Here is a 22,874-nt window from a genome sequence, read left to right as displayed (position 1 = left end):
ATGTCGGCGGTCCCCGTCACCCCACCGAAGATCGGCGCGAACGAGCGCCTCGGCGCCACCCTGGCGCTGTCGCTGATCGTGCACGGCCTGCTGGTGCTGGGCGTGGGCTTCGCCCTCGACGACGCCGCGCCGGTGATGCCCACGCTGGACGTGATCCTCAGCCAGACCAGCACGCCACTGACGCCGAAGGAGGCCGACTTCCTGGCCGCGGCCAACCAGGAGGGCGGCGGCGAAAGCGACCAGGCCAAGCGTCCGCGCGACAGCCAGGCGGGCTGGATTCCTCAACCCGATACCGGGCTGGCCCCGCAACCGCTGCGCGCGCAGACGACCGCGCCGGTGCCGCCGCCGGAGAGCCGCGTGGTCGCCACGCGCGACAGCGACGTGCGTACGCCGACGCCGGAAGCCCGCCCGCAGCCGGACCAGCCCGATCTCCCGCAGGGCGAACAGAAGGTGCAGCGCGATGCCGAGATGGCGCGCCTGGCCGCGGAGTACCACCTGCGCTCTGAGCTGTACGCCAAGCGCCCGAAGCGCAAATTCGTTTCGGCGAGCACCAAGGAGTACGTCTACGCCAACTACCTGCGCGCGTGGGTGGACCGCGCGGAACGCGTCGGCAACCTCAACTACCCCGACGAAGCACGGCGCAAGCGCCTGGCCGGCACCCTGGTGATCAGCGTCGCGGTGCGCCGCGACGGCAGCGTGGAGCAGACCCGCATCATCCAGTCCAGCGGCATCCCGCTGCTGGATTCGACGGCGCAACGGATCGTGCAGCTGTCCGCGCCGTTCCCGCCGCTGCCCGAGACCAGCGAGAACGTGGACATCCTGCACGTCACCCGCACGTGGCGTTTCCTGCCGGGCGGCGAAGTCCGCGACGATTGAGCGGACTCAGGGCGCCAGCGTACCCGGCAGCCTGAGATTGCGGCGCAGGTAGCCGCGCAGCTCCGGGTCGGGTGCTGCCGGCGCGACGCCGCCCAGTTCCCGCTGCAGGATCATCTCCATCAGGTAGGCCCGCGCCTCGCGCGCGGTCGGCGAGCCGCCGTCGTGGCCGGCCTGTTCGTCGACCAGCAACGCGACGTCCTTGCCGGCGAGTTTGAGCCGCGCGGCGTACTCGATGACGCCCGCCAGGCCGACACGGCGATCCTCACCGCCGGCGACCAGCAACACGGGCCGGCGCAGGCGGTCGACATTCGCCAGCGGCGACTGCGCGTGCAGCCGGGCCATCGTCGCCCTGTCCGCCACGTCGATGCCCTGGCCGAGCAACCAGTCCTCCATCGGCACGACGCCGCCGATTTCCAGCGCTTCCGGATTGCGCAACACCCAGCGCAGCACCCATCCGAAATCCGGCGGCGGCACCATGGCCACGGCCACCTTGAACAGGTCCGGGTCGAAGGTGGCGCCGAGCAACGCCGAGTAGCCCCCGAACGAGGCGCCGACGATGCCCACGCGTTCGCGATCACCGATGCCCTGGTCCAGCAGCCAACGCGTGCCCTCGACGATGTCCGCCTGGACGCGGCCATGCCCGAAATCCCCGCGCGCCGCCAGCACGTAGTCGCGGCCATGCCCGGTCGAGCCACGGAAGTTGGGTTCGAACACCGCGTAGCCGCGGTTGGCGAGCAACTGGCTCAGCGCCCGGTATTCGGGCTTCCAGTGGTTCCAGGGTCCGCCGTGCGGCACGACCACCAGCGGCAGCCGCGCGGCATCGCGCCCCGGCGGCAACCAGAGGAAGCCGTGCGCGCGGCGGCCATCCGAGGCCGTCCACGCCACCGACACCGGCCGCGCGAGCAGGGCTTCATCCAGCGCGGCGGCCGGCGCGCCCGAACGCCGGTCCAGGGGCATGTCGTCCAGCAGCGGCGACAACGTGCGCGTCGCCGGGTCGTACACCTGCCAGCGTCGCAGGGGTGCCTGCGGTGAAGCGGTTTCGACCAGCCAGCGCGCGCCGGAACCGACGCCCGGTTGCAGGTCCAGGTCCCGGCCGGGCAGTGCCGCGCGCAGTGCGTCCAGGTGCGCGCCATCGTCAGGGGCAAGCGCGTACAGCTGCGACGTCGTGCTGCGATACGCGACTAAGCGCGGCTGTCGCCCCACCGGGTCTTCGATGATCGCGTCCACATCCGCGGTGCGTTGCGGATCGGCATGGACCTCGACGATCCGCCCGTCCACCTGCAGCCGCGCCAACCGCGACAGATCGCCCTGCAGGTCGGTACGCATCCAGACACCGCCGTCGGGCGCGAGGCCGCGCAGCGCGCAGCGCCGGCTCGGCACGCAATGCAGGACCGGGTGCGCCGCGCCGCGCGCGACCCGGTGTACGACCAACGCGCCGCCTTCCACGCGTTGCAGCCAGGCCACCTCGCCTCGCGCATCGATCGCAGCGTCGACGATGCGCTGGCGGTCCTGCCACAGCACGGTGCGCCGACCCCGCATGTCCACGCGCAGCAAGCGCCAGCCGCGTGGCGCCGCGGCCGGGCCCTCGCGTTCGATCAGCAGCACGGCGGCCGGCTGGCTGGGATCGGTATCGAGCATCGCGACCGCCGTCGCACCTCCCAGCGTCGCGATCCGTCCCGATCCCGCCTGCCTCGCCACGGCCAGCGCCTGCAGGTCGCGCGGCGAACGCAGCAGCAGCCAGCCGCCATCGCGGCTCCAGTCCAGCGCGTCCGCCGGCGTGTTCCCCAGCAGGCGCCGCGGCGGACCGCCCGCGGTGTTCTGCAGCCACACCTCGCGCTGCTCGCCACGATCGCGCAGCCAAGCCGCGTGCCTGCCATCGCGCGACAACCGGATCGCCACGATCGCGCCGCGCTGCAGGAAGGCACTGCGGGGCAACGCGGGCGCGACCGGCCGCGCACGCTCGGCGGCGACGTAGGCCTGCAATCCTCCGCCGCCTGCAGCGCCCGGCACGCTTGCGAGCAGGGTGGAGCCCAGCAGCGTGCATGCAGACAGCGCGATGCGCACCCTGGCGCGCAACGGGAACAGGTTCATGGTCGTCTCCTCACGTCGTCGTGTGCTCAAGCGCGTGCCGGCTGGGCCAGCGACACGCGAACGACAACCTCGCGGCGGGGGATCAGCAGCCACAGGCTGGCCAGTGCCGGCAGCCCGATCAGTGCGCACACCGCGATCCACCCCCAGCGGCCCGCCGTCGAGAGCTGCGAGCGCGCCGTGAGCCAGACGGCACCGACGAGCGACAGCAGCGACAGCACGCCCGCGAGCCACACCATCGAGGCGGGAATCGCCGCAGGCTGGACCACATCCAGCGGCAACGGCGGTGCGAACAGGTTGCGAGCCGCCTCGGTCGCGACGCGCAGCACGGGCGAGGGCCAGCCGCTGCGGTATCGGTAGACCGGCGGATAGTCGTAGGCCAGTGGGCGGGTGTGGACCGTCTCGATGCGGCCATCGTCGTGGGTGCGCAGCGTGATCTGCAGCGGCGCCGCGCCGTCGGCGTGCGATCGCGCAGAGTAAGCCAGCGAGATCAGATGGCCGTCGACCAGTTCCACCAGGTCCAGATTGCGCAGGTCGCCCATCGCGCCCGGCAGCGGCACGCGCAGGCGAGGCACCATCAACGCATGGCTTTCGACCAGCGGACGCCCGTCGTAGAAATACAGCGCACGATCGCTGAGCATGCCGATGCCCTGCCCTAGCGGGCTGCCACCCATCAGCGTTTCGCCGGCCGCGACGCGCACACGCGGCACGACGCGGTGTTCGGCGCTGATGTACTGGTAGAGCGTGTCGCCACCGACCAGCACCGCATCACCCGGTTCCATCCCGGGCAGGCCGTCGCCCGGCAACACCACCGCCGGGAACGGCGCTGCTTCCTTGCCGATGCCGAGCACGCCGGCGGTGCGGTTGTCGGCCAGGCGATAGCCATGCAGGCGCATGTCGTCGTGACTGAACACCCACCGCTCGCGGCGCTCACCGTCGTCGAACTCCATCGGGCGGAAGTTCGCCAGTTCCTGGTATTGCGGCAGCTTGGGCACCTGCACGCCCACGCCTTCGGGGTCGGACAGGCGGATCTGCTCGCGCAGCAGCGGCGCATCCGGATGATGGCTGCCGCGCAGGCCCGCCACCATGCGGTCGCGCGGATCCATCTTCTCGACTTCGTTGTGCCCGCCGACCGGCGGCGTCGGCGTGTTGTTCGGGTGGCTGCCCTGCGCGATCCACACCATCTCCAGGCCGAACAGTACGACCAGCACCAGCACCTGCACCGCGACCTGCAGCGGCAGCGCGACGGCGGCCGTCGCGAAGACCCCGCGCGGCGGCGCGTCCAGGTCGGCCGCGAACGCCACGCGCAGCAGCACGGCGAGCCAGGCCAGCACGATCAGCTCGATCGCGATCATGCCGACGCCATAGGCCCGGCTGACCAGCAACCACACCAGCAGGATCAAGGCCGCGCCCGCCCAACGCCACCCGCGCAAGCTGCAGAACGCACCGGCGAGATAGGCGGACGTCGCGATCAGCGCACCGGAGAGCGGCAGCAGCCAATGGCGCAGGTCGACCACGCGCGGCGTGAGCGCGTGTTGCCAGAGTGCAACGAGCAGCAAGGGCAGCGCGACGGCCACCGCGAGCAGCACCGCGGCGGCAGCGGCGAGCGCGAACGCCACCCGCGTCGGCGCCATCGGCCGGTGCAGCAGGCTCAGCCACTGGCTCGGCTTGCGGTACGTGCCCATCTGGTAGAGGCCGAGCAGCAGGCCGCACAGCGCGTAGACGCCGCCGATCACCCGGTGCACGAGCAGCGGCTGCTGTGCCAGGTCCACGACGCGCGCCATGAAGGCCAGCGCCAGCAGGTGCACCACCGCGGCGAGTACGGCCCAGCCACGGAAGCGGATCAGTTCGCTCTTGAAGAAGTCGTACATGGGGCGTTCCTCAGGCCGCGGCCGGCGTGGCGTGGTTTTTGGCCAGGAAGCCGTTGACCGCACGGTCCAGGCTCACCGGCATGCTCCGGATCGAGCGCGCGCCCTGCGCACGCAGGTAATCGGCGAAGCGCTCGTCCTGGTCCAGCACCAGGTAGTGGTGCAGGCCATCCAGGCGCTGCACTTCCAACAGGCCGGGCACCGTATGCGGCTCCGGCCCCTTGAACGGGATGTCCGCCACCCACAGCGCGACGCGCGCCGTGAAATCCTCCGGTGCGGACATGTTCTTCAGCTGGCCGCGCTCGAGGATGATCAGGTTGTCGGCGACGCGCTCGATCTCTTCCATCTGGTGCGAGCAGTAGACGACCGTGCACTGCTCGGCCGCATTGCTGTACATCAGCGATTCCAGGAAGGCGCGCTTGGCGACGACGTCCAGCCCCAGCGTGGGTTCGTCGAGCACCAGCAGTTCCGGCGTCTGCGCCAGGGCCAGCGCGAGGTTGAGCCCGGCGCGCTCGCCGCGCGAGAGCTCCGCCACCTTCTGCTGCGGCAGCACGTGGTAATGGCCGATCACGTCGTCGTAGGCGCGCGCGTTCCAGCGCGGGTACTGGTGCTGCTGCATCGCGCGCACCTGCTCGACCCGCATCCAGCCCGGCAGCGTGTGTTCTTCGTTGACGAAGCCGACCCGTGCGCGGTCTTCGGGCCGCAGCTGCTGGCTGTCGCGGCCGAGGATGCGCGCCGTGCCGGAGGTCGGCGGCAGGAAGCCGAGCAGGATCCGGAACAGCGTCGACTTGCCCGCACCGTTCGCGCCCACGATCGCGTGGATGCGCCCGCGCGGGATCGCCAGGTCCAGGTGGTCCAGCGCCAACTTCGCGCCGTAGCGGCGGGTCAGTGCGCGGGTTTCGATCACGTAGTCGTCGGACATGTCGGCGGTCCTGGCTCAGGCGGTGCGGCGCGGCGCCAGGCGCCGCAGGGCGTGCGATACGCGCGACTCGACCTCGTCGGCGGCGAAGTCGAGCGGGATCACGTCGTTGACGAAGCGGCCGACGGCGTCGTCGAGGCGACGCTCGCGTTCGGTATCGGACAGGCGCTGGCGCGGCGCTGCGACATACAGGCCCATGCCCTGCCGCGATTCCAGCCAGCCCTCGGTGGTCAGCTCGGCATACGCCTTGGCCACCGTGTTGGGGTTGATCGACAGCTGCTGCGCCAGGCCGCGCACGCTGGGCAGCTGGTCGCCGGCGCGCAGGCCGCCCGTGGCGATCTGCATGCGCACGCCATCGACGATCTGGCGGACGATGGGTCGCGGATCGCCCGTGGCGATCTGCAGCATCAGGGGGACGGTGCGGGCCATGCGGGACCTCCAGGCAACTGTACTAATACAAATAGTACAGTTAGGCCAGCGGACGTCAACCCTGACCGACGGCACCCCTCCGGGTGGTCGCCTCAGCGGCTGGCGCGAAGGGCTTTCTGTTCTTCCAGGGTCAGGGCGACGTTGTTGCGCAGATAGGCCGGCTCCACGCGCTCCGGCGCGATGGCCTCGCCGCGCTGCCACGCCTGCACCGCCAGCCGCGCAAGGTCGGCGGCATGCGGCAGCGCCTGGGCGTCGATGCGGGCGAGGCGTGCCTGCAGCGCCGTCGCCAGCGCTCCTTCGGCCGCTGCGAACCCGGTCCCGACGCCGATCCAGCCGATCGCGTCCCCGGGCAACCGGTAGTCGGCGGGTGCAATGACCGCTTCCTCGGTCGTCGCGAACAGATCCTCGCCCTGGCGCACGAACGTGCCGGTGTAAACCTCCCCCATCCGCGCATCGATGGCCGCCAGGATCGCGTGCGGGGCACCGACATCGCAGCCGCCCTCGCCCGCCAATACCGCAGGCGCCGGTACCTGCGCGGCCAGCACCGCCAGCGTCGAGACCGGCAGCAGTGGCCGGTCGAGGGCCAGGGCGATGCCCTGCGCGATGGCAATCGCGAGGCGGACGCCGGTGAAGGCACCGGGTCCACGGCTGAGTGCCACCGCATCGAGCTGCGAGCGGGAGAGGCCAGCGTCGGCCAACAGCTGTTCGGCCCACGGCAGCGCGAGTTCGGCGTGCCGGCGCGGGGCGATCTCGAAGCGTTCGCGCACCTCGCCATCGACGTAGACGGCGACGGAACAGGCTTCGGTGGCGGTTTCGAAGGCGAGCAGTTTCATGCGGATCGGCGTGACCAGATGGCGCAAGGATACCTGCGTGGTTCAGAAGCGGGCATCGGCGAACCAGTCGTCGGTCGGCGGAGCCGCCGCCGCGGGCGCATCGTCGCTGATCGCGGCGCCGAAGAACCCCTGTACGTCCTGCACCCGTTGCGTGCGCGCGAACGGCGGCAGCGAATCGAGGAAGACGCGCCCGTAGGGCTTGCCGGTCAGACGCGGATCGCACAGCACCAGCACGCCGCGGTCGGTCTCGCTGCGGATCAGGCGGCCGACCGCCTGTTTGAGCGCGATGACGGCCTGCGGCAGCTGTTCGTCGCGGAACGGATTGCCGCCGGCGCGTCGCACGGCGTCCAGGCGGGCTTCGAACACCGGATCGTCCGGCGCGGCGAACGGCAGCTTGTCCACCACGACGACGCTCAACGTGTCGCCGACCACGTCGACGCCCTCGCGGAAACTCGCCGCACCGAGGAGCACGCCGTTGCCGGATTCACGGAAACGCTGCAGCAACGTGCCGCGCGGCGCCTCGCCCTGCACGAACAGCGGCCACGGCCCGCCCCGCAGCGCGTCGGCCGCTTCGCGCAGCGCACGATGCGAGGCGAACAGCAGGAACGCCCGCCCCTGCGAGGCCTCCAGCACCGGCCGCACCGTGGCGATCAATGCCTGGCCGTAGGCGGGTGCGTTGGGATCCGGCAGGCCGGTGGGCAGGTAGCACAACGCCTGGTGCGGCCAGTCGAACGGACTGGGCTGGAGCAGCGTGGGCGGATCTTCCAGGCCCAGGCGCACGGCGAAGTGATCGAAGCGGCCGCCGACGGCGAGCGTGGCCGAGGTGAACACCCAGGCCGCACGCGACTGTTCGCGGTGCTGGCGCAGCGGACCGGACACATCCAGCGGCGTGCGCTGGCAGCGGAACGCGCGCGGGGTGAGCTCGTACCAGAGCACGTCGCCGTCATCGTCCTGCGGGGCCGCGTCTTTGTCGTCGAATGCGCCTGCGCGGGTGGGCGCCGCGTACCAACGCGACAAGCGCTTGGCGAATTCGGCGGCCCGTGCCGCGCAGGCTTCCAGGCCCAGCGACGCCTGCGCCAGCGGGGCGAGCGCGGCCGACAGGTCCGCGAGTGCGTGTTCGATGGCATCGAAGCCCGCGGTCACCTCCGGCTTGGCCAGCAACCGCTGCTGGGTGCCGCGCGCCGGCAGCCCTTCCATCGCCGCGCGGGCTTCGCGCAGGGCCTGTTCCAGCGCGCGCACCGGCGGCTGCAGCGCGGACAGCGCGCCGGCGACGTCCTTGCACTCGGCCAGGCAATCGCGCGCCAGTTCCTGCAGCGGCCGCATGCCGAAGCCTTCGCCGAAGAAGTTCGCCGCCAGTTCGGGCAGCTGGTGGGCCTCGTCGATCACGAAGGCCTGCGCGCCCGGGAGGATTTCGCCGAAGCCTTCCTGCTTGAGCGCGAGGTCGGCCAGCAGCAGGTGGTGGTTCACCACCACGATGTCCGCCGCCTGCGCACGCTGGCGTGCCTGCACCACGAAGCAGTCGTCCCAGAACGGGCACTCGCTGCCCAGGCAGTTGTCGATGGTGGACGTGACCAGCGGCAGCAGCGGCGAATCGTCCGGCAGTGCGGCCAGCTCGGCCATGTCGCCGAACTGGGTGCGCCCGCTCCATGCGACGACGCGCTGGAACTGGTCCACCTGCTCGCGGCTTGTGAAGGTGGTTCGCAACAGCGCCGGCTCGCCCTTGGCTTGGTTGAGGCGGTAGCGGCACAGATAGTTGCTGCGTCCCTTCAGCAGCGCCGATTTCAGTCCGGCCACGCCCAGCGCGTCGCGCACGCGCGGCAGGTCGCGGTGGTACAGCTGGTCCTGCAGCGCGCGCGTGCCGGTGGAAATGATGGTCTTGAGTCCCGACAGCAGCGCCGGCACGAGATAGGCGAAGGTCTTGCCGGTCCCGGTGCCGGCTTCGGCGAGCAGCACGTCGCGCCCGTCGAACGCATCGGCGATCGCCGCGGTCAGGCGCTGCTGGGCGTCGCGGGGCGTGAAGGCATCGAGGCGGTCCGCCAGCGCGCCCCCTTCGCTGAGGGCGTCGCGGCTGGCCTGGGCGAGCTGTGACATCGGAAAAAGGACGGGCGGTTGCGGCGGCAAGAGTACCGCGTCGCGCCCGCCGCGCGCCTCACATGCGCTCGATCACCGGCACGGTGCACGCATCGCGCTGGCGTTCGGCATCGCCGATCGATGCGTCCTGGGTGGCCGCGCGGGCCGCATGCTGCGCGGCGTCTTCCGGCGTATGGCGCACCGGCAACGGGGCCAGCACGGCGCGCTGGTGTTGGCGTACCTGGCGCACGGTCTCCCAGTGCTGGCGGCACAGCGGACCGACCCGGGAGCCCAGTTCGAACGCCCGGTGCGCGAGCGCGTCGGCGCGCGCGTAGTCGCCCTGCAGCAAGGCCAGCTCGGCGCGTTCCTGCAGGACCGCGGGGTCCTCCGGCACGATCGCCACCGCACGGTCGAGCGCGGACGCCGCGGCGGCCAGCTCGCGCGCAGCGACGGCCCGCTGGGCGGTTTCGCGCAAGTCATCGACTTCCGGATCGCGCAGCGGCTGCACGGCGAGCTCGCGGTCGTCGTGGCCGGCGGCGGCATGGATCGCGGCGACGCGTTGCTGGGGGGTGACCGGATCGTTCGCGGCGGGCGGTTCGGGCGCCGGCGCGGACGCGCAACCGGCGAGGACGAGCAGGAACAGGGGAACGGCGTACTTCATCATCATGGCTGTTGCGGGGGAGGATCCTGGGGCGGTGGTGCTTCTTCTTTTCGGTCCAGGCCGAACCAGCTGCGCCATCCGCCGCCGCTGTCGGCTTCTTCGCCTTCGAGCGGCGGTTGTTCGACCACGCAGGCGGCATAGGCCGGCGCGAAGCCGGATACGAACGGCAGCTGGCGGGCGCCCGGGCAACCCGGGTCGGTGCTGTTGGACGACACCACCCACTGCCAGTCCAGGCCCTTGCCCGACGCCTTCAGCGGCGCACTGGGCAGGCGGGCGAACAGGCCCGACCACACGCGCATCGCGCCGGTCGCACCGTACAGGCCGGTCTGTTGGTTCTGGTCGTTGCCCATCCATACCACGGCAAGGTGGTCGCCGGTGTAGCCGGCATACCAACTGTCGCGGCCGTCGTTGCTGGTGCCGGTCTTGCCGGCCGACTGCAGGCGGCCGAGGCCATCGCCGAGCAGCTGCCGGCCGGTGCCGTTGGAAACGACCTGCTGCAGCGCCACGGTGATGAGGTTGGCGGCGATGGAGTCGCCTTCCTGCGCCGGCGCAGGCGTCTTGTCGTAGCGCTTGAGCAGTTTGCCGTTCGGATCGAGCACGCCGCGCACCGCATGCAGCGGTTGGATCTCGCCGCCGGATGCCAGGAACTGGTACAGCTGCGCCATCGCGTACGGGCTCTGGTCGGTCGCGCCGAGGATCAGGGCCGGGTTGGGTTCGGCCTGGATGCCGGCCAGCACGCGGATCAGCTGGGCGAGACGGTCGGGCTCGACCTTCATGCCGACGCGGACGGTGGCCTGGTTGTACGACTGCGCCAGCGCATCGACCATGCGCACGGTGCCGTGACTGCGACGGTCGGAGTTCGCCGGCGTCCAGCGCTTGTTCTTGCCCAGTTGCACGGTGACCGGCGAATCGTCCACCCAGCTGGCGAGCGAATACTCATCCGGCTGCGCCAACGCCAGCAGATAGACGAACGGCTTCAGCAGCGAACCCACCGGACGTTGCGCCTCCACGGCGCGGTTGAAGCCCTGCTCGGCGACATGGCGGCTGCCGACCACGGCGAGCACGTCGCCGTCGTGCACGTCGGTGACCACCATGCCGGCCTGCAACGGAGGCCGGCGCTTGTTCTCCAGCGCCTTCACCGTACGCGTCACCGACGCTTCGGCATACGCCTGTGCGGAAGGCGACATGCCGGACAACACGGTCAGACCGGCGCCCTGCAGCGCGCTCTCCGGATAATCGCGCGCCAGTTGGCGGCGCACCAGGTCAACGTACGCGGGGAAGCGGTTCGCCGCGGCCATGCCGGGCGTCTTGGTCACGCCCAGCGGCGCGGCCTGCGCGCGCTTGTATTCCGCATCGTCGATCAGCCCCGTCTCGTGCAGTTTCGACAGCGCGTAGTCGCGGCGCTCCTTCGCGCGCTCCGGATTCCGGCGCGGGTCGTAGACCGAAGGTCCCTTCACCATGCCGATCAGCAACGCCACCTGCTCGGTGGTCAGACTGTCGAGGTCCCGGCCGAACCAGAACTCCGCGCCCGCGGCCACGCCATGGATAGCCTGGCTGCCACGCTGCCCCAGGTAGACCTGGTTGAAGTACGCCTCCAGGATCGTGCGCTTGTCGTAGCGCGCCTCAAGGATCAACGCGTACAGGATCTCGTTGAACTTGCGGGTCGGCGTCTGTTCCTTGCCGATGCCCAGCAGTCCGCTGCGCGCCAGCTGCTGGGTCAGCGTGCTGGCGCCCTGGCGGGTATCGCCGCCGGACTTCACCAGCAGCCACGCCGCGCGCACCATGCCCGAGAGGTCGACGCCGTGGTGGTCCTTGAAATCGCGGTCCTCGACCGCCTGCAAGCCCGTCACCAGCAGATCCGGGACTTCCTCGAGCCGCACCAGGCGACGTTCTTCCTGCTTCTGCCCATACAGCGTCGCGATGCGGGCGGGGTCCAGCCGCACCACCTTCAACGACTGCTTGCGCGTGACGTCGCGCACGGCGCCGACGCGCCCGCCCGAGAGGCTCACCTGGATGCGTCGAGGCGCCACGCGGCCGTCGACATCGACATAACCGCGGCTCGAAATCGTGAAACGACCGCCATCGCGCGCATACGTGCCCGGACTCTGCCCGGCGCCGTCGTCGCGATAGGACGCGGCGTCGAGTTCGGTCTTCAACGTCTGCGCGTCCATCGCCAGCCCGGGCGCCAGTTGCAGAGGACGCGCATAGACACGCGTCGGAATCTGCCACTGCAGTTCGCCGAACCGCTGGGTGACCTGGTGGTTCAGGTACAACGTGTACGGGATCAGGAAACCCAGGCCGAGCCCCATGGCCGCGAGCCCCCAGCCGAGCAGGCGTTGCCGCCATACGGGTCGGCCGTCGTCACCGTCGTCGATGTCGTCTTCGTCCAGCGCTTCGTCGTCGTAGTCGTTGCGGGCCACAGGGGATGCGACAATGGGAATTCGGGCGAGTCTAGCGCAGCCGCCAAGGGTGCGCCCGGCCCGAGCGCCCCCCACTCAGCTGGAGTTGCAACGGAATGTCGATGTCGTGGGCGGACCTGCGCTTCATGCTGGAACGCACGCGCGGCCTGGTCCGCCGGGGACTGGCCAGCCTGCGCACGCGCGGCCTGTCGGCGACCTGGGCACGGGTGCGGCGCCAGTTCGCCCCTCGTCCTCCGCTCGCCCCTGGCGTCCTGTACCGGCCGGCCGACGCTGCGTTCGCGCCCTTCGCCGTGCCCGCGAGCGAATCGCCACGCGTCAGTATCGTGATCCCCGTCTACAACCAGGCGATGCACACGCTGGGCTGCCTGCGCGCACTGGCCGAGCATCCGCCGTCCGTGGCCTGCGAAATCATCGTCGTCGACGACGGTTCGCGCGACGAGACGCGCGACTGGATGGCATCGGTCGCCGGCCTGCGTTACCACCGGCGCACCACCAACGGCGGCTTCATCGCCGCGTGCAACGACGGTGCCGCGCTCGCCCGCGGCGACTATCTTGTCTTCCTCAACAACGACACGTTTCCACAGCCCGGCTGGCTCGAAGCGCTGCTGGATACCTTCGGCGCATGGCCGGAAGCCGGCTTGGTCGGCGCACAGCTGGTGTATCCGGACGGTCGCCTGCAGGAGGCCGGCGGCGTGGTCTTCGATGACGGATCGGCGTGGAACTACGGGCGCTTCGATTCGCCGGACGATCCGCGCTACGCGAGCGTGCGCGATGCGGACTACTGCTCGGGTGCGGCGATCATGCTGCCGACGTCGCTGTTCCGCGAGGTCGGCGGCTTCGACACGCGCTATGCGCCGGCCTACTACGAGGACACCGATCTCGCCTTCGCGGTGCGTGCGCACGGACGCCGCGTGATCTATCAGCCCGCGTCGCGCGTGGTGCACCTGGAAGGCATCACCGCAGGCACCGACACGGGCAGCGGCGCGAAGGCCTACCAGGTCCGCAACCGCGACGTGTTCGCCCGCAAGTGGGCCGCCGCGCTCGGCCGGCAGCCTGCGGCGGGCACGCTGCCATCGCCCGCGGTGCTCGCGCGCGGCCGACGCCAGGTGCTGGTCGTCGATGCGGAAACACCCCGGCCGCAGCACGACTCCGCGTCGCTGCGGATGTCCAACCTCATGCGCCTGTTGGTCGACGAAGGGGCGCACGTCGTGTTCCTGCCGGCGGACCTGCGCCACGCCGGCAGGGACACCACGGACCTGCGGCAGCGCGGCATCGAGACATGGCATGCGCCGTTCACCGGCACCGTCGCATCCTGGCTGCGCGAGCACGGGCCGCGCTTCGACGTGGTGATGCTGTCCCGTCACTACGTCGCCTCCGAATTCCTCCCGCTCGTGCGCCGGTTCGCGCCGCAGGCGCGTGTCGTGTTCGACACGGTCGATCTGCATTTCCTGCGCGAGACGCGCGGTGCGGAGGTGGCCGGGGACGAGGCGTTGCGACGCAGCGCGGAGCGGACACGCGAGCGCGAGCTCGCGCTGATGCGCCAGGCGGACGCGACGCTGGTGGTCAGCCCCGCCGAGGCCGATATGCTCGTGCCCCTGCTGCCCGACGCGCGGATCGACGTCCTCTCGAACCTGCATGAGGTCGCGGACGGCGGCGCCCCCTACGCGCAGCGGCGGGACCTGGTGTTCGTCGGCGGTTTCCGCCATCCGCCGAACGTCGATGCCGTGCTGTGGTTCGGCCGCGACGTCTTCCCCCGCATCCGCGAGCGTCTTCCGGACGTGCGTTTCCACTGCATCGGCGCCGAACCCCCGGCGGACGTGCTTGCGCTGCAGCAGCTGCCCGGCATCGCCGTGCATGGGCACGTACCGGATCTGGCGCCTTACATGGACGGCGCCCGCGTGGCCGTCGCGCCGCTGCGCTTCGGTGCGGGCGTCAAGGGCAAGGTGAACCTGAGCATGGCGCACGGCCAGCCCGTCGTCGCCACATCCTGCGCGGTCGAGGGTATGCGACTCGTCGATGGACACGACGTCTGGGTCGCCGACACGGCAGACGCGTTCGCGGACGCCGTCGTCTCGCTGTACAACGACGCCGTGCTGTGGGAACGCCTGTCGGCGAACGGTCGCGAAAACATCCGCCGCCATTTCTCGCTCGACGCGGCGCGCGACGTGGTGCGTCGCGTGTTCCTGCGCTAGCGCGGCGGAGGGGCCTGCGCCAGGCGCACGCGCGCCTGGAAGTCTTCGAGGCCGGACACCGTCGCATCGAGCCGGCGCGCCTCATCCAATGCCTGCGAGGCGAACGCGATGTCGCCCGCGCCGAGGCGCTCGCTGCCTACCGCGATCCACTTCTCCGCCAGTCGCCGGCGGGCATCGGCCAATCCTGCATCGCGCGGTTGCAGCGTCTGCCATGCCTGCTGGCAGGCCTGCGCGCGACGGATGCGGTTCGCGCGCAGTTCGTCTTCGTAGCACGTGCGTACGGCAGGCAGCAGGCGCGCCGCGGCCTGTTTCACCGCAGGCGCGTCGGGCGCCAGCGCCTGCGCGGCACGCAACTTGTCGTAGGCGCTTTCGCCCGGCGGCGTGAGCCACTGTCCCTGCGCCTCGGCCTGGGCCATCGCGGCGAGCAGGACCTGCATGCGTCGGTCGCGTTCGCGCGTCGGCAGGACCGTGCCCAACCGGCCGCGCGCCTGCTCGGCGCGGACCACGGCCTGCTCCGCCTGGGTGACGCGCACCGATTGTGGCGCCAGCGCGCGGGCCTGGGCCAGTTCCTGTCGTGCCTCGTCGAAGCGGAAGTCCGCCGCCTGCCGCTCCGCCAACGCCGCATGGGCCACGCCCACCTGCTCCAGCCCCTGGCGCGCGGCGGCATCGTCCGGCACCGCCGCCAGCACCGCCTCGTACGCCGCGCGCGCCGGCGCCAGTCGCCCGCGCGCGATGTCGCGTGCGGCCGCACGACGACGCGACTCCAGCGCGGTCGCGAGCGCCGCCTGCGCCTGCGGCAGGTCGACATGCCCCGCATCGAACGTCTGCGCCTCGGCGATCAACGCCGCTGCTTGCCCCGGTTCGTTGCGGGCCAGATGACGCCCTGCCTCCTGCAAGAGATCCGACAACGCATCCTCCCGGCCTTCGAGCGCTTCCAGCCGAGCCGGCTGCAGCGCGAGCACGCGCTGGTAGAGGGGAAGCGCGGCGTCTTCGCTGCCGACGAGCCTGCCGGCCTCGTGCGCCTGCGTCGCCGCCTGCAGTACGCCGTCGAGACCGGCATGCTCCGCTTCGCGCGCGCGCAACCGTGCGGCGAACGCGTCCGCCTGTGCGCGTGGCACCTGCAGGTCCCGCGCGAGTGCCAGCCGATCCCGCGCGTCCTCGAACCGGTTCTGCACCAGCGCGGCGGCCGCTTGGCGCAAGGCATCCTGCGCCACGCGCCGCAGCCCGATGGCCGCTTCGTTCCGGTCGGTATCGAGCGCCTGGGCGGCTTCATAGAGTTGACGCGCGCCAGTGCCGTCGTCGGCATCAAGCCGTCCCTCGGCCAGCGCGCGCCCTGCCTGGTCGAGCAGGGCCTGCACGCGCGTTTCGGGCCAGAGCACGTCCGCCATCGGGCGGCGGAAGACCACCAGCAGCACGACCAGCATCAGCGCGACCGCAGCGCCCCATCGCCAATACCGCCGCTCGCGCCACGCGGGAATGGGTGGCTCGTGGTGCGTGCGCGCCGCCGCGATGACGCGCGTCCAGTCGATGCGCGGTTCGATGCGGCGATCGCGGCCGGTGTCGGGGCGGTCTTCGCGGGTCACCCCCGCAGGATAGCGACTCAGCCTGAACGCCGTGCGTCTTCCACGCCCGGCAGCGCATCCAGCTTGCCCAGCAGCGTCGAGAGCTGGCCGAAGTCCGCCACCTTCAAGCGCAGGCGCAGGTGAACGCGCCCGCTGGCGCGGTTGTTCTGGCTGTTGATGTCCAGCACGTTGGCTTCTTCCTGGGCGATCAGGGTGGTGATGTCCTTGAGCAGCCACTTGCGATCGATCGCCGTGACCTGCACGTCGACTTCGTATCCGCCCCCGGCCTGGCCCCACTCCACGGGCAGCACACGCTGCGGGCTGGCCGCGGCGAGCCGGGCGAAGGCGGGGCAATCGGTGCGGTGCACGGTGACACCGCGACCGCGTGTCAGATAGCCGGCGATGGGCTCGCCCGGCACCGGCTGGCAGCAGCGGGCCAGTTGCACCAGCAGGTTGCCCACGCCCTGGACGGTGAACTTCGACTTGCCCGGTGCGGCCACCTTGCGCGGCGGCCGACGCACCGGCAGCACGGGCTCGTCCGGCTCCGCGGCGCTGCGCTGCTCTTCGTGCAGGGCGCGGCCCACCTGGTGCGGCCCGACGTCGCCCAGCGCCACCTGGATGTACAGGTCGTCGATGGTCTCGGCGTGGAATTTCTTCGCCACGCCGGTGAGGTCGGCGTGGTGCAGGCCCAGGCGCTTGAGCTCCTTTTCCAGCAGCTCGCGACCGGCCTGCAGGTTGCGCGTCCGGTCGAGCTTGTGGAACCACGCGCGCACCTTGTCGCGCGAGCGTCCGCTGGCGAGGAAGCCGTTCGCCGGCAGCAGCCAGTCGCGCCGCGGTTCGGGCTCCTTCGAGGTCATGATCTCGACGCGATCGCCGCTGGCGAGCGCGTGGTTCAACGGCACGATGCGGCCGTTGACCTTCGCCCCGCGCGTGCGGTGGCCGACCATCGTGTGCACGTGGTAAGCGAAGTCCAGCACGGTGCCGCCCTGCGGCAGGTCCACCACCTCGCCCTTCGGCGTCAGCGCGTAGACGCGATCCTCGACCAGCTCCGCGTCCAGGTCGCCGGCCAGCGCGCCCTCCCCTGCGCCGTCGCCGGCCCCGTCGAGCAGCCGCCGCATCCACGCGATCTTGCGGTCGAAGGCATCGCCGCCGCTCTTGCCTTCCTTGTACTTCCAGTGCGCGGCCACGCCCAGTTCGGCCTGCGCGTGCATCTCATGCGTGCGGATCTGCACTTCCAGCGTGCGTCCCTCCGGACCGACCACGGCGGTATGCAGCGAGCGGTAGTCGTTCGCCTTCGGGCGCGCGATGTAATCGTCGAACTCGCTCGGGATCGGCACCCACAGCGCATGCACGATGCCGAGCGCGGCGTAGCACGCCGCGACATCGTCCACCGCGATGCGCACGGCGCGCAGGTCGTAGAGTTCGTCGAAACCCACCTGCTTGCGCTGCATCTTCCGCCAGATGCTGTAGATGTGCTTCGGACGGCCGCTGATCTCGGCGTGGATGCCGTGCTCCGCCAGCGCCGCCTGCAGGCTGGCGATGACGGCCGCGATGTAGCGTTCGCGACCGGTGCGCTTCTCGTCGAGCTGCGCGGCGACCTGCTTGTACGTCTGCGGCTGCAGGTAGCGGAACGCGAGGTCCTCGAGTTCCCACTTGAGCTGCCAGATGCCCAGACGGTTGGCCAGCGGCGCGTGGATGTCGCGGGTCAATCGCGCCAGCGCCTGCCGCTGTTCCTCAGGCAGGCTGCCCGCCGCGCGCATCCGCGCCAGTTGGCGCGCGAGCAGGATGGGCACGACGCGCAGGTCGCGCACGATCGCCAACAGCAGCCGGCGCAAGCCCTCCGTATTCGCTCCGCGTGCCTGTTCCGCGTGCAACGCCCAGACTTGTGCGGCGGCCGCCTGGCCCTCCAGCAGGTCCGCCAGGCCGGGGACCGGCTTGCCTGCCGGCAGGGCGGATTGCAGTGAGGGAAGCCCGTACAGCAGCGCGGCCAGGAGGACATCGCCATCCGCCGACAGCGCGGCGAGCGTATCCAGGGTATCGGCGACCACGCCCGGCGCATCGGGCATGCCGGCATCCACGCCGGGGTGGGTCGCGGCTTCGGCGAGAGCGTGCCGCAACGGCGCTGGCAGCCCGTGCAGCGCGGGCCGTTGCAGCAACGTGGCGATGTCGTGAACGGGGGCCACCATGGCGGGGGAGCGAGGCGGTCAGGCGCCGCCGGAATGACTACACTACCGGCCAGTCGCCCGCAGGAACAACCATGAAGATGAGCCGCTTGTTTCTATCCCTCGTGTTGCTGACCGCTCCGCTGTTCGCTTTCGCGCAGGATGCCGCGGCCGACGCCAGGTTCGCCGACCTGCGCGCGTCGATGACGCCGGAGGAGTTCAAGGCCGCGGGCCTCGACAAGCTCAGCGACGCCGAATTGTCGGCGCTGAGCACGTGGCTGAACCGCAAGGTCGGCACGGAAACGGCCCGCGCCGTCGAGCAGGTGCGCCAGGAAACCCAGACCGCCGTCGCGCAGGCCCAGGCCGATACGCGCAAGCGGGTCGAGCAGGAAAACCGCGGCTTCTTCGATTTCGGTTCGGACGAACCCATCAAGAGCACGCTCGTAGGGGAGTTCAAGGGCTTCGCCGAGGGCAACCGCTACACGCTGGCCAATGGCCAGGTGTGGGAACAGATCGAGCCCGCGAGCCTGCCCGGCGTGCGCAAGACCAATCCGGACGTCGTCGTCAAACCGGGACTGTTCAACAACTGGTTCCTGCGCATCGGCGGCTACAACACCGCCGCCAAGGTGCGCCGCATCAAGTAGGCACGGTCAGCCGCGCAGCGCCTGCAGGCGCTGCGCGAGCTTCTTCGGCGAAACGCCGGCGCGCGCGCCCAGTTCCTGGGCGAACATCGACACGCGCAGTTCCTCCAGGTCCCAGCGCAGGGCCTGCCAGTCCGGCGATCCCGCGACGCCGTCGCTCACGGCCTGGGCCAGCGCATCGACGAACGGTTTGATCTCCAGCATCCGCGACTGGTCCCGGGTCGGGTCGCGTACCGCGCGCTCCGCCCGCAGCCGCATCGCCTTCACGTAACGCGGCAGCTGCGCGAGCGCATCGGCCGGCGTGTCGCGGAGAAACCCGGGATGCACCAGCGCCGCGAGCTGCGCACGCAGGTCGTCGAGATTGCCGCGCGCCCAGCCCATCAGCGGCGCCTCCAGTTGCGGCTTCAGGTCGGCCACAGCGGACAGGATCGCCTCGGCCAGTTTCAGCCGCTCCATCGCTTCGCCGAACAGCCGCTTGCCGGCCTCCTCGCGCCGCTGCTCGAACGCGGTGCGGTCGCGGATCGCGCCCAGTCCGTCTGCCAGCACCGCATTCATCGCCGCATCGACGATGTCACCCCGCAGGCGCTCCTGCGATTCGATGGCCGCATACAGCAAGCCGGTCTTGGGCGGCACCGGCAGCTGCTTGCGCGCCTGCTTCACCTTGTCGGCGAGGGCGATCTCCAGCAGGCGGCGGACACCGCGCGGATGCGCCGCGTCCGCCTCGGCGCGGTCGGCGAACACCTGCAATGCCACCGTATCGCCCTCGTCCCGCAGCGCCGGATAGGCGGGCACGCCGGCCTCGCCAGGAACTTCATGCGGGATGGCCTGCGCAGGGAATTCACGCAGGCCGTTCGCCGCCATCGCGCGCCCCGCACGTGCGGCGAAGGCCTCCCCTGCCTTCGCGCCGAAGCGGGCGCGCAAGGCATCGAGGTCGCGCGATTCGGCCAGTACGCGGCCCTCGCCACCGCCTCGCGGGTCTTCGCGCAGCCGCAGGTTCATGCGCAGGTGCGGCTCCAGTGCGGCGTCATCGAAATCGAGTGCGGCCACCGCCACGCCCGTCGCCCGCGACAGGAAGCGGGCGAGCTCGCCGCGCACGTCGTCGGCGGTCGGCTTCGGGAACGCCTCGAAGAACGCACGGCCGAAGTCCGGCGCCGGCACATAGTTGCGTCGCATCGCCTTGGGCAGACTGCGGATCAGTCCCGAGGCCTTGTCGGCGACGAACCCCGGCGCCAGCCACGACAGGCGCGCAGGATCCAGCGCGTTGAGCAGATGCAGGGGCACCTCGAGCGTCACGCCGTCGTCCACCGCACCCGGCTCGAAACGGTAATGCAGCGGCAGGCGCGCATCGCCGAGCGCGAAGTACTTGGGGTAGCGATCCTCTTCACTGCCCTCGCCGGGCAACAGGTCGGTCAGCGACCAGTGCAACGCACGGCGCTTGTCGGCTGGCAGCGTCTTCCACCAGGCATCCAGCCCGGCGGCCGAGTGGAGGTCCGACGGCACGCGATCCAGGTACCAGCGCGCCTGCCAGTCCTCGTCCGCGACCAGGCCGGCCCGGCGCAGCTTGGCTTCTTCCTCGCGGGCCTGCTCGAGGGTCTTCAGGTTGTCGGCGACGAAACCGGCGCGGGTGTTGATCTCGCCGCTGACCAGGCCCTGGCGCACGAAGATGTCGTGCGCTTCGACCGGTTCGATGCGGCCGTAGTGCACGGGTTTCTTCGGCGCCAGCACCAGCCCGAACAGGCTGATCTGCTCCGAGGCCAGCACCTGCCCCTGCGCGCGCGACCAGTGCGGATCGAAGTGCTTGCGCAGCAGCAGGTGCGGGATTTCGGCGATCACCCAGTCCGGCTCGATCGCCGCGAGGGTCATACCCCACACCTTCTGCGTATCCAGCAGGTTGGCCGCCAGCAGCCACGGTGGTGGTCGCTTTGACAACGCCGAGCCGGGGAACGGCAGGAAGCGGCGCTGCCGCGGCGCCTGGAAATCGCCCTTGTCGGTGCGATGGCCGATCTGCGTCGGCAGGCCCGCGATCAGCGCGCGGTGCAGGGTCTGGTAGGCGCTGGCGCGCGCGCGTTCGCTGTAGCCGCCAGCGGCCGGCACCCGGTCCTCCTGAGCGCGTACGGGGACGGGCGCCGCTGCGGCATCAGCCTTCCCTTCGCGTGCCAGGCGCGCGGCGCGGTGGAGTTGGCCGCGGGTGGCCTTTGCAGCGGCCGCATCATCGCGCGCGGCCGGCGGCGCGCTGCTGCCGGCCAGCAAGGGCGCCATCGAGGCCTCGGCGTCTTCTTCCTTCCAACCCAGTTCCTCGCACAGCAGGCGCAGCTGTCGATGCAGCTCGCGCCACTCGCGCATGCGCAGGAACCCGAGGAAGTGACGGCCGCACCAGTCGCGCAATTTCGACTGGGTGAGGTCTTCGTGCGCCTGCCGGTAGGCGTCCCACAGGCGCAGCACGCCGACGAATTCGGAGCGGCCATCGGCGAACTGCGCGTGCGCGGCGTCGGCCGCGCCGCGCGCATCGGCCGGGCGCTCGCGCGGGTCCTGGATGCCGAGGAACGAGGCGATCACCAGCATCGGCCGCAGGCAGCCCGCGGCCTGCGCCGCGACCAGCATGCGCGCCAGCTTCACGTCCACCGGCAGCCGCGCCATCTGCTTGCCGATGGCGGTCATGCGCCGCTCGCTGTCGATCGCACCGAGTTCGGTCAGCTGCTGCCAGCCATCGGCAATCGCACGTTCGTCGGGCGCCTCCAGGAACGGGAAGTCCTCGATCCGGCCCAGGCCCAACTGCAGCATGCGCAGGATCACTCCGCCCAGGCTGGAGCGGCGGATCTCCGGATCGGTGAATTCGGCGCGCGCCTGGAAATCGGCTTCGGCATACAGGCGATAACAGATGCCCTCGGCTATGCGTCCGCAGCGGCCCTTGCGCTGGTTGGCGCTGGCCTGCGAGATCGGCTCGATGTGCAGGCGGTCGAGCTTGTTGCGCGGGCTGTAGCGCTTGACGCGCGCGAACCCGGGATCGATCACGTAGCGGATGCGCGGCACCGTCAGCGAGGTCTCGGCCACGTTGGTCGCCAGCACGATGCGCCGGTTCGGCCCCGGGTTGAACACCCGGTCCTGGTCCTGGTTGGACAGGCGCGCGTACAGCGGCAGCACGTCCGTCTGGCGGTACTTGCGCCGCTCCAGCGCCTGGTGCGCGTCGCGGATCTCGCGTTCGCCGGGCAGGAAGACCAGCACGTCGCCGCGCGCGTCCAGCCGGGTGATCTCGTCCACCGCCGCCACGATCGCATCGTTGACGGTGCGCTCGCCTTCCTGCTCGCCCTCGCCTTCCAGCGCGCGGTAGCGGACCTCCACCGGGAAGGTCCGCCCCTCGACGCTGATCACCGGCGCGTCGTCGAAATGCCGGGCGAAGCGTTCGGTATCGATGGTGGCCGAGGTCACGATGACCTTCAGGTCGTGGCGCTTGCGCAACAGCTGCTTCAGGTAGCCGAGCAGGAAGTCGATGTTGAGGCTGCGCTCGTGCGCTTCGTCGACGATGATCGTGTCGTAGGCCGACAGCCAGCGGTCGCTGGCGATCTCCGCCAGCAGGATGCCGTCGGTCATGAACTTGATGTGGGTGTCTTCGCCCACCTGGTCGTTGAAGCGGACCTGGAAGCCGACGCCGCGGCCCACTTCGGTCTTCAGTTCCTCGGCCACGCGGCGCGCCACCGCGCGTGCGGCGATGCGGCGCGGCTGGGTGCAGCCGATCATGCCGGCCACGCCGCGCCCGGCCGCCAGGCACAGCTTGGGCAGCTGGGTGGTCTTGCCGGACCCGGTCTCGCCGGCGATCACCACCACCTGGTGGTTGCGGATCAGCTCGACGATGCGCTCGCCTTCGCGCGCGATGGGCAGGCTGTCGTCGAGCGTCACTTCCGGCACCGTGGACCGGCGCCGTTCGCGGGTGGCGACCGAGGCGTCCAGGGCCTGTTCGAACGCCTGCCGTGCGCCCGCGTCGCCCGGCTTGCCCTGCCAGCGCGACCACAGGCCGTGCAGGCGGCCGCGGTCCCGGCTCAGCGCGCCATCGAGCGCACGCCGGCCCTGCTCGAGGGCAGCGCGGTCGGGAGGAGGCGGGGACGGGTCACGAGGGATATTCATTCTTCAGCAAGCGGTTGAAACTTTTTGCTCACGC

The 22,874-nt window shown here is 70.9% G+C and carries 14 protein-coding genes; 3 read left to right on the top strand and 11 right to left on the bottom strand.

Going from position 1 to position 22,874, the window contains the following annotated elements; all coding sequences use genetic code 11:
- Positions 1–876, top strand: a complete 876-nt coding sequence (locus tag BLT45_RS05195) for an energy transducer TonB (RefSeq protein WP_093296026.1) — start codon at positions 1–3, stop codon at positions 874–876.
- Between the two features lie 6 nt (positions 877–882).
- On the opposite strand, the gene BLT45_RS05190 is transcribed toward BLT45_RS05195, so the two are convergent.
- The 8 genes from BLT45_RS05190 to mrcB form a co-directional block, all read right to left on the bottom strand.
- On the bottom strand, positions 883–2,967 hold the full coding sequence (locus BLT45_RS05190) for a S9 family peptidase (RefSeq protein WP_093296022.1): 2,085 nt from the start codon (positions 2,965–2,967) through the stop codon (positions 883–885).
- Between the two features lie 26 nt (positions 2,968–2,993).
- Entirely contained in the window at positions 2,994–4,835 is a 1,842-nt protein-coding gene (locus BLT45_RS05185; protein WP_093296019.1) for a hypothetical protein, read from the bottom strand.
- Between the two features lie 10 nt (positions 4,836–4,845).
- Complete coding sequence (locus BLT45_RS05180; RefSeq protein WP_093296016.1) at positions 4,846–5,754, bottom strand: ABC transporter ATP-binding protein; 909 nt, start codon at positions 5,752–5,754, stop codon at positions 4,846–4,848.
- A gap of 15 nt (positions 5,755–5,769) precedes the next feature.
- Entirely contained in the window at positions 5,770–6,180 is a 411-nt protein-coding gene (locus BLT45_RS05175; protein ID WP_217629530.1) for a GntR family transcriptional regulator, read from the bottom strand.
- A gap of 92 nt (positions 6,181–6,272) precedes the next feature.
- On the bottom strand, positions 6,273–7,013 hold the full coding sequence (gene tsaB / locus BLT45_RS05170) for a tRNA (adenosine(37)-N6)-threonylcarbamoyltransferase complex dimerization subunit type 1 TsaB (RefSeq protein ID WP_093298565.1): 741 nt from the start codon (positions 7,011–7,013) through the stop codon (positions 6,273–6,275).
- A 42-nt stretch (positions 7,014–7,055) separates the two neighbouring features.
- The gene (locus BLT45_RS05165) at positions 7,056–9,104 is read right to left on the bottom strand and encodes an ATP-dependent DNA helicase (RefSeq protein ID WP_093296013.1); all 2,049 of its coding nucleotides are present in this window, start codon (positions 9,102–9,104) and stop codon (positions 7,056–7,058) included.
- Positions 9,105–9,162: 58 nt separating this feature from the next.
- A complete protein-coding gene (locus BLT45_RS05160) occupies positions 9,163–9,750 on the bottom strand; it encodes a hypothetical protein (RefSeq protein WP_093296010.1) in 588 nt (195 codons plus the stop codon).
- The gene (gene mrcB / locus BLT45_RS05155) at positions 9,747–12,164 is read right to left on the bottom strand and encodes a penicillin-binding protein 1B (RefSeq protein WP_093296007.1); all 2,418 of its coding nucleotides are present in this window, start codon (positions 12,162–12,164) and stop codon (positions 9,747–9,749) included. The genes BLT45_RS05160 and mrcB overlap by 4 nt, the downstream gene beginning before the upstream one ends.
- Positions 12,165–12,259: 95 nt before the next feature.
- On the opposite strand from mrcB, the gene BLT45_RS05150 reads away from it, so the two are divergent.
- Positions 12,260–14,356 (top strand): glycosyltransferase, encoded by a 2,097-nt coding sequence (locus BLT45_RS05150; RefSeq protein WP_093296003.1) that lies wholly within the window; start codon positions 12,260–12,262, stop codon positions 14,354–14,356.
- Here BLT45_RS05150 and BLT45_RS05145 read toward each other — a convergent pair.
- The gene (locus BLT45_RS05145) at positions 14,353–15,939 is read right to left on the bottom strand and encodes a hypothetical protein (protein ID WP_254771790.1); all 1,587 of its coding nucleotides are present in this window, start codon (positions 15,937–15,939) and stop codon (positions 14,353–14,355) included. The genes BLT45_RS05150 and BLT45_RS05145 overlap by 4 nt on opposite strands.
- A gap of 17 nt (positions 15,940–15,956) precedes the next feature.
- The gene (locus BLT45_RS05140; protein WP_093296000.1) at positions 15,957–18,104 is read right to left on the bottom strand and encodes a RelA/SpoT family protein; all 2,148 of its coding nucleotides are present in this window, start codon (positions 18,102–18,104) and stop codon (positions 15,957–15,959) included.
- A gap of 71 nt (positions 18,105–18,175) precedes the next feature.
- Between BLT45_RS05140 and BLT45_RS05135 the strand changes: the two genes are divergently transcribed.
- Positions 18,176–18,724: a hypothetical protein gene (locus BLT45_RS05135; RefSeq protein ID WP_093295997.1), complete on the top strand. Its 549-nt coding sequence runs from the start codon at positions 18,176–18,178 to the stop codon at positions 18,722–18,724.
- Positions 18,725–18,730: 6 nt separating this feature from the next.
- Here BLT45_RS05135 and hrpA read toward each other — a convergent pair whose 3' ends face one another.
- The gene (gene hrpA / locus BLT45_RS05130; protein ID WP_093295994.1) at positions 18,731–22,840 is read right to left on the bottom strand and encodes an ATP-dependent RNA helicase HrpA; all 4,110 of its coding nucleotides are present in this window, start codon (positions 22,838–22,840) and stop codon (positions 18,731–18,733) included.
- Positions 22,841–22,874: the final 34 nt, after the last annotated feature.

The organism is Pseudoxanthomonas sp. CF385, from assembly GCF_900104255.1.
Lineage (GTDB): Bacteria > Pseudomonadota > Gammaproteobacteria > Xanthomonadales > Xanthomonadaceae > Pseudoxanthomonas_A.
The sequence above is the reverse complement of the archived record's forward strand: the minus strand, read 5'-3'. Positions and strand labels throughout refer to the sequence as shown.

What these genes read in the sequence shown, in the direction of transcription:
- tsaB (WP_093298565.1), bottom strand. Translation starts at nt 7,013, where the DNA reads ATGAAACTGCTCGCCTTCGAAACCGCCACCGAAGCCTGTTCCGTCGCC.
- BLT45_RS05135 (WP_093295997.1), top strand. Translation starts at nt 18,176, where the DNA reads ATGAAGATGAGCCGCTTGTTTCTATCCCTCGTGTTGCTGACCGCTCCG.
- BLT45_RS05185 (WP_093296019.1), bottom strand. Translation starts at nt 4,835, where the DNA reads ATGTACGACTTCTTCAAGAGCGAACTGATCCGCTTCCGTGGCTGGGCC.
- BLT45_RS05190 (WP_093296022.1), bottom strand. Translation starts at nt 2,967, where the DNA reads ATGAACCTGTTCCCGTTGCGCGCCAGGGTGCGCATCGCGCTGTCTGCA.
- hrpA (WP_093295994.1), bottom strand. Translation starts at nt 22,840, where the DNA reads ATGAATATCCCTCGTGACCCGTCCCCGCCTCCTCCCGACCGCGCTGCC.
- BLT45_RS05160 (WP_093296010.1), bottom strand. Translation starts at nt 9,750, where the DNA reads ATGATGATGAAGTACGCCGTTCCCCTGTTCCTGCTCGTCCTCGCCGGT.
- BLT45_RS05175 (WP_217629530.1), bottom strand. Translation starts at nt 6,180, where the DNA reads ATGGCCCGCACCGTCCCCCTGATGCTGCAGATCGCCACGGGCGATCCG.
- BLT45_RS05180 (WP_093296016.1), bottom strand. Translation starts at nt 5,754, where the DNA reads ATGTCCGACGACTACGTGATCGAAACCCGCGCACTGACCCGCCGCTAC.
- BLT45_RS05140 (WP_093296000.1), bottom strand. Translation starts at nt 18,104, where the DNA reads ATGGTGGCCCCCGTTCACGACATCGCCACGTTGCTGCAACGGCCCGCG.
- BLT45_RS05165 (WP_093296013.1), bottom strand. Translation starts at nt 9,104, where the DNA reads ATGTCACAGCTCGCCCAGGCCAGCCGCGACGCCCTCAGCGAAGGGGGC.
- BLT45_RS05150 (WP_093296003.1), top strand. Translation starts at nt 12,260, where the DNA reads ATGTCGATGTCGTGGGCGGACCTGCGCTTCATGCTGGAACGCACGCGC.
- BLT45_RS05195 (WP_093296026.1), top strand. Translation starts at nt 1, where the DNA reads ATGTCGGCGGTCCCCGTCACCCCACCGAAGATCGGCGCGAACGAGCGC.